This is a genomic window from Mariniflexile sp. AS56, assembly GCF_030552475.1.
Taxonomy (GTDB): domain Bacteria; phylum Bacteroidota; class Bacteroidia; order Flavobacteriales; family Flavobacteriaceae; genus Mariniflexile.
On sequence record NZ_JAUPED010000020.1, the window covers coordinates 1 to 16,652 of the forward strand.

Annotated in this window: 10 protein-coding genes; 8 read left to right on the top strand and 2 right to left on the bottom strand. The window is 32.7% G+C overall.

From position 1 onward, the window contains the following. Nucleotides 1-326: 326 nt before the first annotated feature. The 8 genes from Q5N74_RS16880 to Q5N74_RS16915 all read left to right on the top strand — a co-directional run bounded on the left by Q5N74_RS16880 (nt 327) and on the right by Q5N74_RS16915 (nt 8,560). Nucleotides 327-1,931, top strand: a complete 1,605-nt coding sequence (locus Q5N74_RS16880; protein ID WP_304390176.1) for a hypothetical protein — start codon at nt 327-329, stop codon at nt 1,929-1,931. A gap of 68 nt (nt 1,932-1,999) precedes the next feature. Beyond that, the gene (locus tag Q5N74_RS16885; RefSeq protein ID WP_304390177.1) at nt 2,000-3,148 is read left to right on the top strand and encodes a hypothetical protein; all 1,149 of its coding nucleotides are present in this window, start codon (nt 2,000-2,002) and stop codon (nt 3,146-3,148) included. Between the two features lie 957 nt (nt 3,149-4,105). Further along, nucleotides 4,106-4,450, top strand: a complete 345-nt coding sequence (locus tag Q5N74_RS16890; RefSeq protein WP_304390178.1) for a single-stranded DNA-binding protein — start codon at nt 4,106-4,108, stop codon at nt 4,448-4,450. A 78-nt stretch (nt 4,451-4,528) separates the two neighbouring features. Beyond that, nucleotides 4,529-4,909 (top strand): DUF6876 family protein, encoded by a 381-nt coding sequence (locus tag Q5N74_RS16895; protein ID WP_304390179.1) that lies wholly within the window; start codon nt 4,529-4,531, stop codon nt 4,907-4,909. A 12-nt stretch (nt 4,910-4,921) separates the two neighbouring features. After that, entirely contained in the window at nt 4,922-5,119 is a 198-nt protein-coding gene (locus tag Q5N74_RS16900) for a hypothetical protein (RefSeq protein ID WP_026813267.1), read from the top strand. A gap of 431 nt (nt 5,120-5,550) precedes the next feature. Continuing rightward, on the top strand, nt 5,551-5,931 hold the full coding sequence (locus tag Q5N74_RS16905) for a BfmA/BtgA family mobilization protein (RefSeq protein WP_304390180.1): 381 nt from the start codon (nt 5,551-5,553) through the stop codon (nt 5,929-5,931). Between the two features lie 11 nt (nt 5,932-5,942). Next, complete coding sequence (mobB, locus tag Q5N74_RS16910; RefSeq protein ID WP_304390181.1) at nt 5,943-6,974, top strand: MobB family relaxase; 1,032 nt, start codon at nt 5,943-5,945, stop codon at nt 6,972-6,974. 5 nt (nt 6,975-6,979) lie between these two features. After that, nucleotides 6,980-8,560 (top strand): type IV secretory system conjugative DNA transfer family protein, encoded by a 1,581-nt coding sequence (locus Q5N74_RS16915; protein ID WP_304390182.1) that lies wholly within the window; start codon nt 6,980-6,982, stop codon nt 8,558-8,560. A 2-nt stretch (nt 8,561-8,562) separates the two neighbouring features. Here the strand turns inward: Q5N74_RS16915 and Q5N74_RS16920 are convergent, their stop codons facing one another. Further along, a complete protein-coding gene (locus tag Q5N74_RS16920) occupies nt 8,563-10,908 on the bottom strand; it encodes a PIN domain-containing protein (RefSeq protein WP_304390183.1) in 2,346 nt (781 codons plus the stop codon). Between the two features lie 6 nt (nt 10,909-10,914). Then, nucleotides 10,915-16,554, bottom strand: coding sequence for a sacsin N-terminal ATP-binding-like domain-containing protein (locus Q5N74_RS16925; protein ID WP_304390184.1), 5,640 nt, complete (start codon nt 16,552-16,554; stop codon nt 10,915-10,917). Nucleotides 16,555-16,652: the final 98 nt, after the last annotated feature.

Here is a 16,652-nt window from a genome sequence, read left to right on the forward strand (position 1 = left end):
CGGGCTAATTCTATATTCAAAATCTAAACACTTTTTATTCAAAGATAACATTCTCCCCAACTTTTATGTTTGACCCATTAAATGCTGTCGAATTCCATTATTTGATCGTTATCTTCCAAAAAACCGCTCTCTCAAGCGTTAAATAATATAGTTACAATTGCAATGATTATTAAAACCTTTAATCTAATACTATATGTACAAAAATGTCCGATGGTCAATAATAACAAGGGAACTATCTGTTTAAATACTGAATAACATATTCGGAATCCGTATTTTGGAGATGAAATGTTAACTTGTGGAAGTATTATTGAAAAGATATACTGATTATGAAAAAAGAAGAGAAAGTTGAAAATAGCGACTTAGACTGGCGAAAAATCGTTGAAGGTGGTTATATGGGATTGATTAAGGGTTCTTTGAATAGAATAGCAGTATTCGGTCACGATACTATATTAAATAATATTGTTCGACTACTAGTGAAGATTCCCGACGCAACAAGTGAAAAAGACATTAATGCTGATGAAGTTTTAATTGTAACTGATAAATTTTATCTTTTTAAGAATATGTGGAAACCCATTCTTGAAATTCTTTACGAGAAGTATTTACCTGCAATTAATTATGAGTTTAACTGGACTGTTGAAGCAACACCATACACACTAACAATCTGCGAACTCACTAAAGCAGATGAAGAAAATGATGAGCTACAACATCTAATGAATTTAGCCAGTCTTACCGATGATGATATAGAGCATAATTTTTCCAAAATTGTCAAAGATTTAGGTTTTGATAAAATGAACCTTGATAACCATTTGGAAGTTAGACTGAGTAAGAGAACTCTACCTATAAGTAATAAAGAAAAATTAAAACTTCTTTTTAGGTTAATGAATTTTCCGCCGCTTCAAGAGATTACATTATTTTACAGGAGGTATGTAGAAAAATTGAATAGGGAACACAAGGAATTAGGAGCAGGATTCTCAACTTTTGAAGAAGTAAAAATGCCAAAGATCGGAATGAGCGAATCTCTTCATTATTCTTATTTTCAGATAGATCACGAAGTTTTTAAAAAATACGGTTTAAAAGGTTTTTCAAAGCATTCAGAGCTAAAACAATTTTCTAATGAATTTGATCAGATTACAAAGGTTGCAAAATCAAGAAAGAATGAATTAAAAGACGATATGATTTGCCCTTGTTGCGGTAAAAAACAAACTATCAATTTACCAGAGGAATTACTTCAGTATAAATTGCTGTTAGAAAACACAAAATTAGCAGAAAGAATAGGACTTGTATATTTTGATGAGTTTGTAGAAGATTTTAAAACTGCAATATCAAAAAGATTTGGTAGCTTTTTACCAAATTTAAATGTGGTAAATGACCCAAAAATTATCATACTGGTCGAAGGAGAAAGTGAAGAAATATCTATTCCTATTTTAGCCTTTCGAAGGCGATTCGTGTTATCTCATAATGAAATTCAAGTATATAATTCAAAATCAAAACAAAAATTGAAAGAAGACTTTTTCAATATGCGTAGTAAATATCCTGAAAGAAAAATTATTTGCTTTTTAGATTCCGATGCAATAAAGGAAAGAGATGATATAAATCGGGTTGTTCAAAATGAGCAAAATAAATATAGAATGATATTTATTGAGAAAGGAACCTTTGAAGATCTTTTTGACTTAAAGTATTCAGTTGAGATACTTAATTATCTTTATACTGAAGGTGTTGATGTTTTGGTTTCAGATTTTGATCCTACAAAAGACTTTCTTACTAATATAAGTAGAATACTATATGTAAAGAAAAAAGCCGTTTTCGACAAGGTCTTGTTTGCTCGAACTATATCTTTAAAAATGGATATTGAGTATATACCAGAAAAAATAAATGAAGTATTACAAATCGTTAAAGATTTTTCGACACCTTCTAAATTTATTAAGAGTTAACTTAATCGTCTAACTTTAATTTTAGCGAATACGAATAACTTCCTCTCTATAAAGATAAAAAGAATTATATGAATGCAGCCGTTAGTAACGTAGAAGAATTATTTACTGAAGCAAAAGCAGCCAGTGAGTTTGATGTTGTTCTAACTCTTATGAACTACAAGGGTATAAGTTCTCAAAATCTCAATTCCAATTTACTGGAATGGTTTGAGGCAATTCCATTTTATGCTCGGTTATACCGTGAGCTTGAGGGAAACGAGAAGGCACGAGTTGCTTTGCAGCTTTACTCAACGTTTTTTGAAAACAGCGATTTCTATAATATGATTGGAAGCTTATGCCGGATTACTTTGGGTTATAAGGGATCATCCTATTTGTTTTGGAAAACTCGTAAGTATGAAAGATTATTGGGTATAGGAGAGAAACAGGACTTCCTAATGGAGTTATTTGCAGATTCGAGCAAACAAGGGCTTATCGAATTTTATGAGCAAATCCATTTCAAAGAAATAAGAAACACATTCTTTCATTCCGCATATTCATTTGAGGATGGAGAATATGTTATGCACGATTCTGATCCTATTAATGTAGATGGTGTACAAAGAAACTCTTTCGAACTATCAACTTTTTTCTATCCAAAAGTCGATGCTGTTATTGCGGTATTTGAAAAATTTAAAAAACTCTATTGGGATCTATGGAGTAGCTACAGTGAAGACAAGGAAATAAATGGTTACTTCCCTAATTACTCTAAAATTACCTTACTTGGTTCCGAAGATGGATTGAAAGGTTTTAGGATAAAGGATGCTGTAAAATTTTACGGTAAGCTTCACGATTCTGGTATTTGGTATGACGAGCAATATGGTTTTTGGGCTGGACAGAACATAACAATGTATATGGATCGGGTTGAAGATATCGAGATAGACGATCAACTTAAGCGTTATGAAAACAAAGATGATATTATAAAGAATGATAAAGACTTCTTCAATCTAATTGATAAAATCAAGGAAAAGGATAATCAGAGAAATATTCGTCGAGCTACGATATTATTACTAAAATATGGCGATGTCCGTATGTCTAAGATGGAAGCAGAAGAAAATCCATATAAGAAAAAGAGTTTTGCGAAAATAATTTTACCTTATTATCAATTGACTTTAGAGATTGGTGGCCATATATTTAAAGACATTGAGGAAATTAAAACAACTATTGCCGAGTTAGAGAGGCTATAAGGATGTGTAGTTAAATCTACCTTTTTTATCTAACTAAAAAGTATTTAGAATAGTAGTAAAAAACTATTCAGCCCATTCCCCTACATTCCGCAATAAAAGCTTCATTTCTGGAAATGCGCTTCACTACAAAAGTCTTGGACACAACTTCTAAGCTTCCGATTTCCATTGCACTGAACCTGCCAGAAAATGGCAGAATCGCTTCATTTCAATCTACACCTTTAAAGTCAAGTCCGCTTAACATTCTATTAAACGAGAGCAATCCCTTTTCATAATCCGATAAGCACATTCCCCTGCATTGCGCGAAAAGCTACATTTCAGGAAAAGAGCTTTCCTATATAAGGTCTTGGACACAATCCCCAATTTCGACTTTCCATTACGTTAACCCGATCCGCTACGCTGGAACGTGACACTACATTCCTGAGCCAAAATCGTGAATTAAGTCCGCTTTTTCATCGGAAAGTCATCGCCTCGGTTTTCTTAACGGAATTTTCTGTGCGGTCTTCTTGAGCCCTTACTCGAAAATGCCTAAAAACCGAACCGCTGCCTTACAGATTTTAAGGGGTTTATAATGGATAAAGCCTTTGTCGTTTTTCGGGTCGTCGAAAAACTGGCACGACATAACCAATTCTAGATTAAACACAGCTGCTTATTTCGCTTAACTGTCGGTACGCTCAAACGCAACTGCGTTTAAAAGAATTGCTAATGCCCTTATGGAACTTGTCAAGACTATACAAGTTTTAGTGAAAAATAAGGTTTCTACTTCCTTGAAATTCCAAGGAATTTACTACGTCGCAAACACACCTGATTTTATCCCAAAAAGTCTGGACAAAACCCACTCTATCCATTGTGCGGTGCACAGAAGAAAAGAACAAACACCCCTTAAAATTTAATTCAGTTTAAATCAAATAGGGGAAATATAAACCAGTCTGTAACAAAGCAGGCACAAATCTTTTTATTATGAGTACTATCAAAAATCACGTACAGTTAATTGGAAACGTTGGACAAGAGCCAACCATTACGAACCTTGAAAGCGGAAAGAAAGTAGCCCGTTTTTCATTAGCAACAAATGAGTATTACAAGGACAAGGAAGGCAACAAGCAAATGGACACGAATTGGCATACCGTAGTAGCTTGGGGCAAAACTGCCGAAATTGTAGAGAAGTATGTTGTTAAAGGCAAAGAAGTTGGAATATCGGGAAAACTTAAAACCCGAAGTTATACAAATGATGATAACGAACAACGCTATGTTACGGAAGTTGTAGCCGATGAAGTTCTATTACTTGGAAGCAAAGACGACAAGTAAATCTTAAAATGAAAGAGGGCGTAACAGTCGAAAGATGCGCCCTCTTTTTCATTATTCACACTTTAAATAATATGTACAATGAAAGCACAAGTTAACGAAATTAAGGAAGGATTGCAACATTTTCACGGAACGGAAATGTTCTATCAAATCCCATTATTAAGAACACGTTTTACAGACGGACTAAAATATCTTGCGAATATAGCAGATTGTTTTTGGTTAATCACGGACACTTCCGTAATTGCAAAAAGTTTGATGAACCGAAGTGAATTTATTACCATTGACTTCAAAAGATTACCCGAAGAAAAACAAGATTATTCTGGTTATGAAGCTGAAATAATTTACAGCGATGGCAATGATAATATTCTAGAAAAACACGGCTATCGGGTTACCGATTTTCCACTTGATGAACTGCGGTTATTTTTTGTAAATGGCACGCTGATGTTGCCAAGCGAATATTAAAAATCGGAAGTTATGATATATCTAAATTTTACCGATTTGAACGAGGAAACACAAGAGCGATTAATTGCCAGTTCCAAAGAAGATGTAAAGGAAAAATATGGCAAGGATATTATGAATTATGCAACCAAGCATAATACCAGTTTGGACAAGATGCTTGATGAAGAAGCACTACGGAATTTGTATTCGTATAAATACATTTTCAACATATAGTTTTTGAAATTAAAAGCAAGCACCTCTAAAATTTTAGAGGTGCTTTCGTATGCAATTAATTTTGAAGTCAATAAAAAAACGTATCTTTATATCGCTGGAAATACAGCACACAAATTAAAGTAAGGTTATCCACTTTTCGACTTTCGCCGATAACCGTACACATCAAAAAATAACATATCGGAAAATTATTTTCCTAAAATGGCAATCGGTTTTTTAACCGGATTGTATGGATTTTTGTCACGCTTGCGCGTGACGAAAAGGAATAGCAAGAGGGTAACACGCTGCGCGATGTTTCATATTCCTTTTTGTTTTCAAGCTGCTGATTATCAGCGACTTGAATATATTTTAATTTCCTGACAATCAACGATTTGCGACAAACGGGCTGGAAACGCCCATTTTTAGGGGAAATTTTGCGACAAATCGGCGAAATTATGGACTCATTTATCGGAATCAGATTTAAAAAGGAAACTGCAAAGCGTTTCCAAACTTTCTCACGCACCTACTTCAAATCGCACACCGAGGCAATGGCAACGATGCTCGATTTTTTCTTTTACAATGAAATCTCACCTAAGGAAAAACTAGGTCCGACAGGGCGAACTATTGAAGCCAAACTTTTAAAAAGAATCAATGCGGTAATTGCCATAATGCGAGACGTAGAAAAGACACAAACCAAACCTACGGTGGCGATGATTCAATCACTTTTTGAAACCGAAGAACCAACTAAAAAACCGCTAATCGTAGAAAAGAAATATGCTGAAGAAAAGAAGGAAGTCAGTTTTCGCGAAAAGCAAAACTCAAGCAATCAACTATAACTTTTTGAACTATGTATATCACAATCACAGCTCAAAAGTTAGGCGGTAATTATTCCCAAAGTTCAGCAGATTTTGTAGGCTATTTAGAGAAAGAAAATGAAGGTTTAGAAACGCGAGATATGGAACACTTTTTTAATCAATATGGCGATGAAATTTCCGCAGAGGAAGTGGTAAAAGAAATTGATGGAAACACCGCAAAATTGAAAAAGAAAGAACCTAAATTTTATTCCATTACGGTCAGCCCATCGAAGTATGAATTGAAGCGATTACAGAACAATCGGAAAGATTTAAAAACCTACACCAAAGAGATAATGAAAGATTATGTCACATCATTCAATCGGGAAATAAACGGAAGACCCATAACAATAGATGACATTAAATATTATGCTAAAATTGAACAGCAACGAACCTTTAAGGGAACAGATATTCAGATAAAAGAAAACCAACCTTTCGCCACAAAAATATTGCAGCTAAAAACGGACATCCGAAATATTGAAGCAGGAAGAGCTGATGGAAATATTAAAAAAATGAAAAGAGAAATTACCAAATTAGAAGGACAAGCACCACATCAACAAAATGGAAAACGAATAGTTCAAGGAATGGCAAAAGATGGAAACCAAAGTCATATCCATATTATCGTAAGCCGAAAAGATGCTTCCAATTCCGTTAGTCTTTCGCCAGGTAGTAAACACATAGCTTCAGAGGTTGAAATGCACGGTAAAAAGGTAAAGCGAGGTTTTGATAGGGACACCTTTTTCGCGAAAGCAGAAAAAACCTTCGATACAAAATTTGGCTACAAACGCAATTTTGCTGAAACCTACAAAGCAAGAAAAGATTTTGTAAAAAATCCCAACCTCTATTTTGCTGCTTTGATGAAACTGCCAGCTAACGAAAAGGCATTGGCTTTTAAAATGATTACAAAAACAGGCTTGTCAGTAATACCAAGTATTCCAGTAAGCCAAGCACAAATTGCACTTCGGGTTTTCAAACGGTTAAGACGTGGTGCAGAAATAGCAATTAAATCAAGTTCCATCGGAATCTAAGTATTATGCAGATAGATAATATCATAACGACACTTTCAATTATTGGTTTTACCAGTACTGTTTTCTATGCGATGTTTCGGGTAAGCAAGTATGCGTTTCTTCTGAATATCGCAATACTGTCATTTCTCGTATTCTATGTTGCTGCTGGAAATGAATTAACATTGATTTTGTTGTATCTAGTTTGTCCGCTACTATTAATTAATACAGGACTATACGTTTTTCTTCATAAAACAGAAAGCTCGCAAAACGGAGATAGTAAATACCAAGTCAACTTTGCGACCACCAAAGGAAATTTCAAATTAGATAACATCAAACGTGGCGCATCCGTCATCGGATCGGCTGGAAGCGGAAAAACCGAAAGTGTGGTTTATGGATTTCTGAAACACTTCCAAAAAGAAGGTTTTTGTGGAATCATCCACGACTATAAAGATTTTGAATTGACCGAAATGGCATATCCACTTTTCAAGGATAGCGATATTCCGTTTAAGGTCATTTCCTTCGATAAAATCATCCATAGGGTAAATCCTATTGCGCCACGTTATTTAGAGAACGAGGAAAGCGTTAATGAGGTTTCAAGGGTCTTAATCGAAAATCTATTAGAGCAAAGAGAAAGTGGAACAACAGGCACAACAAAATTCTTCAACGATGCTGCGGAAGGTTTGATTGGTGGGTTAATTTGGAAATTAAAAACGGATTATCCAAAATACTGCACGTTACCCCATTTGATAGCTGTTTATCAATTTCTTGATACAAAAAGCCTAATCCAGTTTCTGGAAACCAACACCACCTCACGAGCAATGGCAGATGCTTTTATTAGTGGCAAAGATTCTGAAAGACAGACTGCTGGTGTAAAAAGCACCTTGGCCAATGCTTTAAAGCGAATTAGTACACAGCGTATTTTTATGGCTTTATCGGCAGATGATGTTCCGTTAAACATCAATAACAAAAATAATCCTACGGTAATTTCGATTGTAAATAACCCAAAATTTGAAACTTCTTATTCACCAGTAATTGCGACTATTATCCATACAATTACCAAACAAATGAGCGTGCGAAATAGTGAGCCTTCCTTTTTACTTATGGAAGAAGCACCTACGATACGTTTATTAAATATGCACCGTATTCCTGCAACACTGCGAAGCTATAATATATCTACGATTTACGTAATGCAAGACAAAATACAAAACGATATGATGTATGGTGATAAAGCGAGTAAGGCAATTTTAAGCAATCTATCCTATCAGTTTTTTGGAAAGGTTAACGATCCTGATACTGCAAAATATTATGAACGCTTTTTTGAGATTGTCAAAGACCCAACAAAGAGCATAAGTCGTGGGCATAACCTAGACTTTGATACACGTATTACCACTGGAGAAAAAGAAATTCCTAAGATAAGAGCTGACGTTTTCTTCAGATTAAAACAAGGTGAATTCATCACTTATGCAGATGGTAAGGATTTGAAAGTTCAATTTAAGTTACAGGATATTAAAAGAGAGCTTCCCGATGATTCAAAGGAATACTCAAAGGAAGAATTGGAAGCTAATTTTGAGCTGGTTTTTAAAGAAGCTAAATCTATTTTTAAATAAAATTAATTTCTTCGAGATTGACCAAGAAATTCTTTAAGCGTAATTGTTGTAATCTTCATACCTTTTGCCTTTATCTGTAAACCATTATCAGAAGTTAATAAAATAGGGTTTTCGGACTTAAACTTTAAAGCCACTGTTAAGATCAGATTATCAGCGGAACGATTATTAAAATCAATTGGAAGTAAAGACAAGTCAGCCATTTCCATTCTTAAATCCCTTTTATCAATATTTCGATTTATTGACTTTAAAGCTTTTTGTACTTTAACTTTACCATCATTGTCCAACTTAGATTTTAAATTATCAAGCTCGTCTAAAACTTTTGCAGATAATATTACCGGATACTTCTTGTTTATTTTGGAGATTATTTCAGGATAATCTACAAATACGTTAGTGTCTATTATGTACAGGTTTTCCTTATATTTTTTAATTTCCTTTTTAGGCTTTTCAAATTTTGAAACATCAATTTTTCCAATAACTTTTAACCCAATACCGTTCGCTTTAGGATGATTACTTTCAGGTTTATTCTGTTCTTTTTTTAAAGTTGTTTCTTCCACCTTGATTATCAAGTTATCTTCATTACCCTTAGACGTAACCCTGTTCGATTTTGAGCATTTGCCTGTTTTTGAATCTACGGTAAATGCAAACTCGTTTCTCAACGTAGAAAGGTAATTACCAACCTCATTTGGGAGATTTACAAAACGGTCAAAATCTTCTTCTACAAGAATGAAAGTACTTTTTTTAGCACGACTAGTTGCTACATTAAATCGGTTAAGATTAAACGAAAACGAGCTTGCTTTTGGAATAACATAAAAACAGTAATCCACATCCAGCCCCTGTACTCTATCCACAGACTCTATAAGATAGTTTCTTGAATTTGTCTTTGATTTTAAATTCTGCTGTAAATATGTAAGAGTTTCAATGTAAGGGGTTAATACTGCTATTTCGTTTGATTTTAATGCTGATAACTCATTCAATCCTGTAACTAAAAACCGTATCATTTGATTTAAAATATTTTCTAGTTCATTCGAAAATTGAATTAAAGTGGGGCCACCATTATAATGAGTAATTGAAGCTAATTCGTTAAATTTATCTATATCAGATTCTATATTTTCATATAAAGATTTTGATAGAATTGTGTTCCCGTAAAAATTGTTCGTAAATGCTGTCGAACGCTTTGTAAGTCTGCGAGTTTCAGTTTTTCTATTAAATGAGAAATCACCAATTTGACTAAGTGTGCTCATACCGTGAATGAGCATATCAATTTTTGGAAAAACTTTATAGTTCTTATTCGTAACTATAGGAATAATTTGTTTTGGGTCACCTACAACAATTACTTTTTTACCAACTTTACAAGCAGCTGCAATCGTTGTTAAATATGCTTGAGAAGCCTCCTCAATAATTACATAATCATAAGAATGAGTTTGTTCCTCCCAAGTTCTTGAAAATTGATAAAATGTTGTTAGAGTAAGATGCCCTTTAATGGGCACGAGGTCTTTGGCATTTAAAAGTTTAGGGAATTTCTTTCGTTCATCAATTGAAATGGGTAATTTAGAAACACGTTGTTCATCAAAAAGCCTATCAAAAAAAGGTTTTTCACAAACTTCAACTGCTGCTTTGTTTGTTAAAGCTGTAATAAGAACAGAATTATTTTTAAGAACTAATCTTGAGACCAAATCAGCTACCTGATGAGTTTTACCCGTACCTGGAGGGCCTTGGAAAACATAGACCGATAATTTTTCGACCTCCTTTATAATCTCATTTACAATATCTATATTTTCCGTAAGTAGTTTCGGGCTAACATCAATGTTTAAGGCATATTTAAACCCTAATATCTTTTCCCAAAGTTCTGTACCGTCCACATTTAGTCCTTCGCTGAAATCTTTTAGATTTTGTAAATACTCGAAGGGAGGTATTGTTGGACCAAAAGCTAATATTTGATTGTATTGTAAGCTGTCGATAAACTCCGTATCCATTTCTCTAATCAGCATTGTAATCCAACCTTCACGTTTTGAAGGAATATAATCTACTATTTTTGTATCAGTACGATTACGGTCATTTAATAAATCAGAGTATGTGAGGTTGTCCCAACTTGAAGGACGCTCCAATCCTGCTTTTAACGTAAAGCAAGTTAACTTTTGATCAAGGCGTGGAGCGTGGTATTGTTTGCCTGTAGGTATATCTACAAATACATTTCCTCTTTTTTCATCGATTCCACGATATTGACCAATATATAAATTACCAATTTGAAATAAAGATATCCCTGTAGCGCTAAACGCTTTTTTTACTGAGAACTCTAATTCTTTAAGTTCTTCTGTATAAAATTGTACTTGATTCTCTTTTGTTACCATAATAAATTATAATGTAAAATCATCTCCACCAACTGCGCCATTTTCTTCCTTATTAAAATTTCTTTTTTGCTTTAGTTTAGAAAATAGGTTCTCTTTCATTTTCTCGCTGGTTACCAAGATTATGTGAGGTTCGGACTCTAAAGCTTTAAAAACACCGTCAATTTCGATTGTATTTTTATTATTAGGTATCCTAAACAACACATTTTCAGCCAACTCTTCTTTTAATAATTCAAGTCTGTTTTTGAAAAGTCTTGGACTATTTCCTGGATATATAACAATTAAGTAAGTATGGTCATCTTTTAGCATATCCCAATGTTCCTTATCTAAATACAACAGCCCCCCCTTAGCACTTCGAACTATGCAATCTATTATATTGCCATCTAAATCTATAATGTTTGTGAGTGCCGAGCCTACATTATTAACTTTAGATATGTCAAAACCATTTTCTTCTAAAAAGTAAACGGCGTGAGTCTTTGCATTACCACTTTCCTTTCTTTGATCTTCTTCTGAAATACCTAGTCTATCTTGAAGAAGCCGGTCTATATCTTCTTTATAATCAAAAGAATCTTCATCAAGAAGAGTATCATTTTGAAGGGTTTTGTAGTGCCAATCTTTTAAATTCGCCAACATATTATCTGGAAAACCTGAAGGCAAATTATCTAAAACGTCCTTTTTTAAAATACTGGATACGTAATACTTACCATCATTTGTGACTTTCAAGTCACTTGTAAATTTACTGATGATACTGTTGTTAAAAGTCAGTAAGTAAGGGATTTCATTTCCATTGTAGATATAGATCGGATATTCCGAACCATACTCCCACTTTTTATAAAATGGCTCTTGCCAAAGGTTTGAATTTTCCGTTAACAACTCTTCATTAATACAGTCAATAAGTTTAACCACTTCGGTATCGAAGTGTTTTGATATATTACCAGAGCTACCATCTATAAACAATACTGTCTTATTTTCATTTTTGATTTCCGTAAAAATTGAGTGCGCAAATTCTTCATTGTCATTAAGTAAATACAATTTAGATTCTTTTGGTACTTTTTGCAATCTGTACACCTTATTTCCATCTAGACTAATTGTCTCAATAATTGGTATTACAACATCTTCTAAATCATCTTTTTCAAGTTGAACATCATTATTAATTTGCTTAATTAATTCTATGTTTCTTGTAATTATTTTGGAGTTAAAACTAGATAACCATTTAAGAGTATTCCAAATAACTTGTGAATTATTTATTGATGCTGCATAATGACCATTTATCATAACAGAATCAATGTTTTCTGAAATAATAGCCTGTCTTAACTTCACTATTGAGCTATTTATTCCATTATAACCAAGTTTTGTAATAAATTCTGCTCTGTTGTTTTGGTCAATGACAACCCATTCCTCCAACCAAGGTGGGATGAATTCGGATTTAATAGCGTAACTCTTATCTAAACAATTTTCAAGATTTAAATCTAGAAAATTAAAATCTTTCAATTCAGTGAAATCTAATTCAAATATTATATCTAGAAATGATTGATATGAACTTTGAAGTTTAACTTGATCTTCTTGTTTTTTCAAAAAATCATCAAAATGAACTTTCGTCCATTTTTGTTGACCGACATATTTTTTATACAACAATTGAAACACTACTTGATACTCCGAATAATAAATATTTCTTTCAGCTTCAATTTTGGCACAAATGTCATTGAAGGACATTCTTCTAGTTTTGAAAATTAGCTTTCGTAATTTGGCTTTTTCTTTTATAGACCCAAAAGAATCAATCAGTTTATCTAAAACATCCGATTCTCCTTTAAACTCTTCTAGAACATCAGATAGATTCAGTATCATTTTGTCATCACCTTTACCAAATTGAATTCTATTGCTTAAATCATAATTACTTAACGGATTCTGGTTAATCTTGATTTTATCCCTTAGGATATCTATAGTATTTCGAGTTTCTTCTGGAATTGCATTAATATCTTCTACTATTCTAAGAAGATGATAAATAATTATATGCTCAGGTGTATTACTATTATATTCAACATCCGTTTTTAGGTTAAACTCGGTTAAGTTTAAAATAAAACTTTTAAGTTGTTCCGAAGATATACTTGAAGGTAGGAATATTGCCAAATTTTGATCAAAAGCTTTTGATTGAATAATTGCAGTAAGCAATTTATCACCCTGTAACAATCCAATTTTGTTTCGGTCGTCACTGCATAATGATTTATCTAATTCTGTAAACAGAGTTTTTAGTCTTTTATTGGAATTGATGTAAGCGCTTAGTTCTTCATTTGAACTATCAAAGATTTGGGTATTTTCAATTTCTGAAATAGACCATAAACTATTATCATTAACTTTTAATGTGTATTGCTCAAAAAAATCACTGAAACTACCATCATTCTCCATCCAGTCTAGAAGTGAATTTGCAGAAAGCTTTTTAAGGTCATTGATTTTTGTCCAGTCTATATCAGTACTATCATTAGTTTTTAGTTTGAACACTTGAATTATTACTCCACACTCTTGAAGTGGAAGCGTTTTTAGTTCCACTTGGTGTAGTATTGCTTTGATTAATTCATAATCTTTAGGAAACATTGTAGGGAATGCATTTGACCAGTATACTTTATCGCAAGTCAAGAACCTTGTTTCATCATCTACAAATAACCAAGGTATATCAGCCCATTTACTTTGAAGTATTTCTTCATTTTCATTCTTCCAACTAAAAATAGTTTTTAAATTACTTACATAGACTTCAATATTTTGACTGCTAAATTGTTCAGAATACTCATTAAATAATTTTCTATCAAGAATGAATGATGCGAATACTTCATTTTTAGTAATTAATTCTTTTTTCAAAGCATCAGATAGATTATTAAATTCAGCCTCGTTAATTCTAAATTTTTGAATTGTGGCAATCTCTATATCTTCTTGCCTGCTAATTAATTGGCGTAGCGGTCGAACTTTTCTTTTATCGTCAACAAATAGCCTTAATTCATTAAAATATTTGGTTTCTCCAATACCTACCATAAACTCACTATTCTGAAGAAAATCAATAAGCTTAAGCTTTAAGCTAATGTTTAGGATTGGAAGTTTCGAATTTTTAGATATACGTTCATACGCTAAAGTTTTGTCATTTATATAGCCGTTAAATGAGAGTAAAAAATTATTAATATATGTATATTCATTAAGCTTAAGGTTAACTGTGTGATAGCCTAAGCCCTTAATAAGGTTTAAATATTCAAATGTATTTTTATTGATTATCCAAGCATCTTCTTCAACAATCAATCTTTCGAGGGAGAACAAGGAATTGTTATGGACGATAAATGGGATTTTTTCGAAATAATTAGGTGTATGGCTAATCAGTTCATCTAACCATTTTAATAATTCAGGTTTTTCGTAAAGCAATTTTTCGGCAATTGTAACACCTAATTGTTCACAAAACTCTGGGGTAATATGATTAGCCAGTTCTTCCAATTCAATAATTTCAACTTCCAAATAATCATAATTCTTTAAATAGTTTGTGTCAAGATTAATATGAGGAAGCCGTTTATCTGTCTCAATAATTTTATAGAAAAGATCGTGTCCAAATAATTCTACAAATCCTGAGTTATCAATAATTGTTTCGGATAATAACTGGGTTGTATTTTTGTCATTAACCACAATCGATAAAATATTTAATTGCTCTAAATATTTTTCATTATAACTATCTATTATTGATTGTGCTGTATTATCTTCTGGAAGTGTATTCTTTAGAAGCAATGATAAATAAGAACGATATAAATTATTGTCAGTTATAAATTCTGTAGCATAGTCATAAAGGGTAGCAACGTGCTTCTCAGCTACCTTAATCATTATGTACTTATTCCAAAGGTTATCACCTTGAATATTTTGACGATCTGAAGATGGAACAAAGTCAGCGTTAACCAAAAATGGCAGTTGAAATCTTATATCTTCCATTGGTAAGTATGTAAACAAACTGGAGTATTTGGTGAACTCTTTAAGATATTCCTTTTCAGGAGTGATTTTGCCATCTATTAGTGAGATACCAAACGAAATTTCGGTTTCCTTAACAGAGGCTAATTTAGGAGGTATTGTTTCTATTTCTCTTCCATCCAAATCTGTAAAATAGTGAGTAACTTCATTGTAGTCATTGATTTTGGATTGTTTTTTTAATCCAATATTGAGCTGCAAGAATGCCTCATCCGAAACTTCTATATTTTCAAAAGTATGTTTTGTATATTGAAAAGTTTGATTTATTTCTCCTCGTTGAGATTTGATTATTTCAATTACATTATCAATATCATTTCGAAGAACTGTAACGCCATTCTTTGGAGATCTAAATTTAGAGGTGTTTCTTAAAAATAATAAGAACTGTGGACGTTTAGTAATATTATCAATGGCTGTTTTATATTCTTCAATATTATCTTCTCCAAGTTTTAATGCAAATTGAACGGGATTATTAAAATTATTGAAGTTACTGTCATTAAACTCATTTGGTAATTTATTATGCCAAATGGGAATTACTTGCCAAGGTATATCAGTTGAACCATTAAATCTTAATCTTTGGTTTCTGTACTTTAACTTATCTTCTTCTAACAGTTCAGGGTACTTTTTATATCGCTCACTTCCAAAATAGAACTTGTCAAAATTTTCAAATAATGAACTATTCCGAAGAAAAGCAAACTGGTATCCACCCGATTTCAACCACACTTCTGAGCTATCTGTAAATACAGATTTGAAGCCAATCCCCTTGTATCCTGTTTTTTTGTTATCACCTCTTTTGGTGCTTTCCGCAGCACTAGTAATTGCCTCAACATCATCCTTATTAAAAGGCGCTCCATCGTGCATAACAAAGAAATAATCACCGTTAATATCTATATGGAATTCAACTTTTTCTTTTCCTGGAGCGTCATCAGCATTTTGTAATAGCTCGAAAATCATACGTTGTTTAGAAGAATACATTCCTTTTCCAATTTCACGCATCAAATTGGCTATCATCTTGTTTGCTTCTGGATTGTTGAGCCTTTCAAAACGTAAACGTATATAATCTTGATACGGATTAAGGGTTAGTTTTTCAATTGTAGTAGGTATAGCATTAGGTAATTTTCCTTTATTTTCCTTAATAGAAAATGTATAGTAAGCTCCTTCTTCCAGCACAATACTTGGAGACACGAAGACCTTTTGAGATTCGCCTAGATGCATTAAAACCTCACCTGACTCACTAAATACCACATTTTCAAATGCCGCAAATGTTTCATTTGTTTTGTGATAACCACCAAAGTATGTTGTGCTTGTTGAAGCCTCAATATTTTTTTTCTCTAAAAATTTCTTGATTTTGTTTTGATTTAACCCTGACGTTTTTTTAATACTTAATGAATAAGGGTTGTTTTTACCTTTGGTTTTATCTATGAATTCTAATTCAACTTTATAGTAGTTACCATCAATAAGCTCAGTATCATTATTATAGTAAAAGGAAACACGCTTATCAATAATTTCGACCCCATCGAATTCAGGATAATACAACCTCATTTTACTCTCTGGATTTGTGAAATGATTGAAAAACCCACTATTTCCCTTGTGTTTTGTGTAAGTGGCAATGAAAATTAAGTCTTTAGATTTCCAGTAGTCTTTAAGTCGTTCTATATAGTTAGTCATAAACTTTGTTGATTCATTAATCTAGTAGTATTTCCCTAACCACTAAATATTTTCCATCATTAGACATTTAAGAGTTATAATTAATAATGTTTGCTCAT

Coding starts and splice junctions, on each gene's coding strand:
- Q5N74_RS16920 (WP_304390183.1), bottom strand. CDS start 10,908: ATGGTAACAAAAGAGAATCAAGTACAATTTTATACAGAAGAACTTAAA.
- Q5N74_RS16900 (WP_026813267.1), top strand. CDS start 4,922: ATGATATATCTAAATTTTACCGATTTGAACGAGGAAACACAAGAGCGA.
- Q5N74_RS16890 (WP_304390178.1), top strand. CDS start 4,106: ATGAGTACTATCAAAAATCACGTACAGTTAATTGGAAACGTTGGACAA.
- Q5N74_RS16880 (WP_304390176.1), top strand. CDS start 327: ATGAAAAAAGAAGAGAAAGTTGAAAATAGCGACTTAGACTGGCGAAAA.
- Q5N74_RS16905 (WP_304390180.1), top strand. CDS start 5,551: ATGGACTCATTTATCGGAATCAGATTTAAAAAGGAAACTGCAAAGCGT.
- Q5N74_RS16915 (WP_304390182.1), top strand. CDS start 6,980: ATGCAGATAGATAATATCATAACGACACTTTCAATTATTGGTTTTACC.
- Q5N74_RS16895 (WP_304390179.1), top strand. CDS start 4,529: ATGAAAGCACAAGTTAACGAAATTAAGGAAGGATTGCAACATTTTCAC.
- mobB (WP_304390181.1), top strand. CDS start 5,943: ATGTATATCACAATCACAGCTCAAAAGTTAGGCGGTAATTATTCCCAA.
- Q5N74_RS16885 (WP_304390177.1), top strand. CDS start 2,000: ATGAATGCAGCCGTTAGTAACGTAGAAGAATTATTTACTGAAGCAAAA.
- Q5N74_RS16925 (WP_304390184.1), bottom strand. CDS start 16,554: ATGACTAACTATATAGAACGACTTAAAGACTACTGGAAATCTAAAGAC.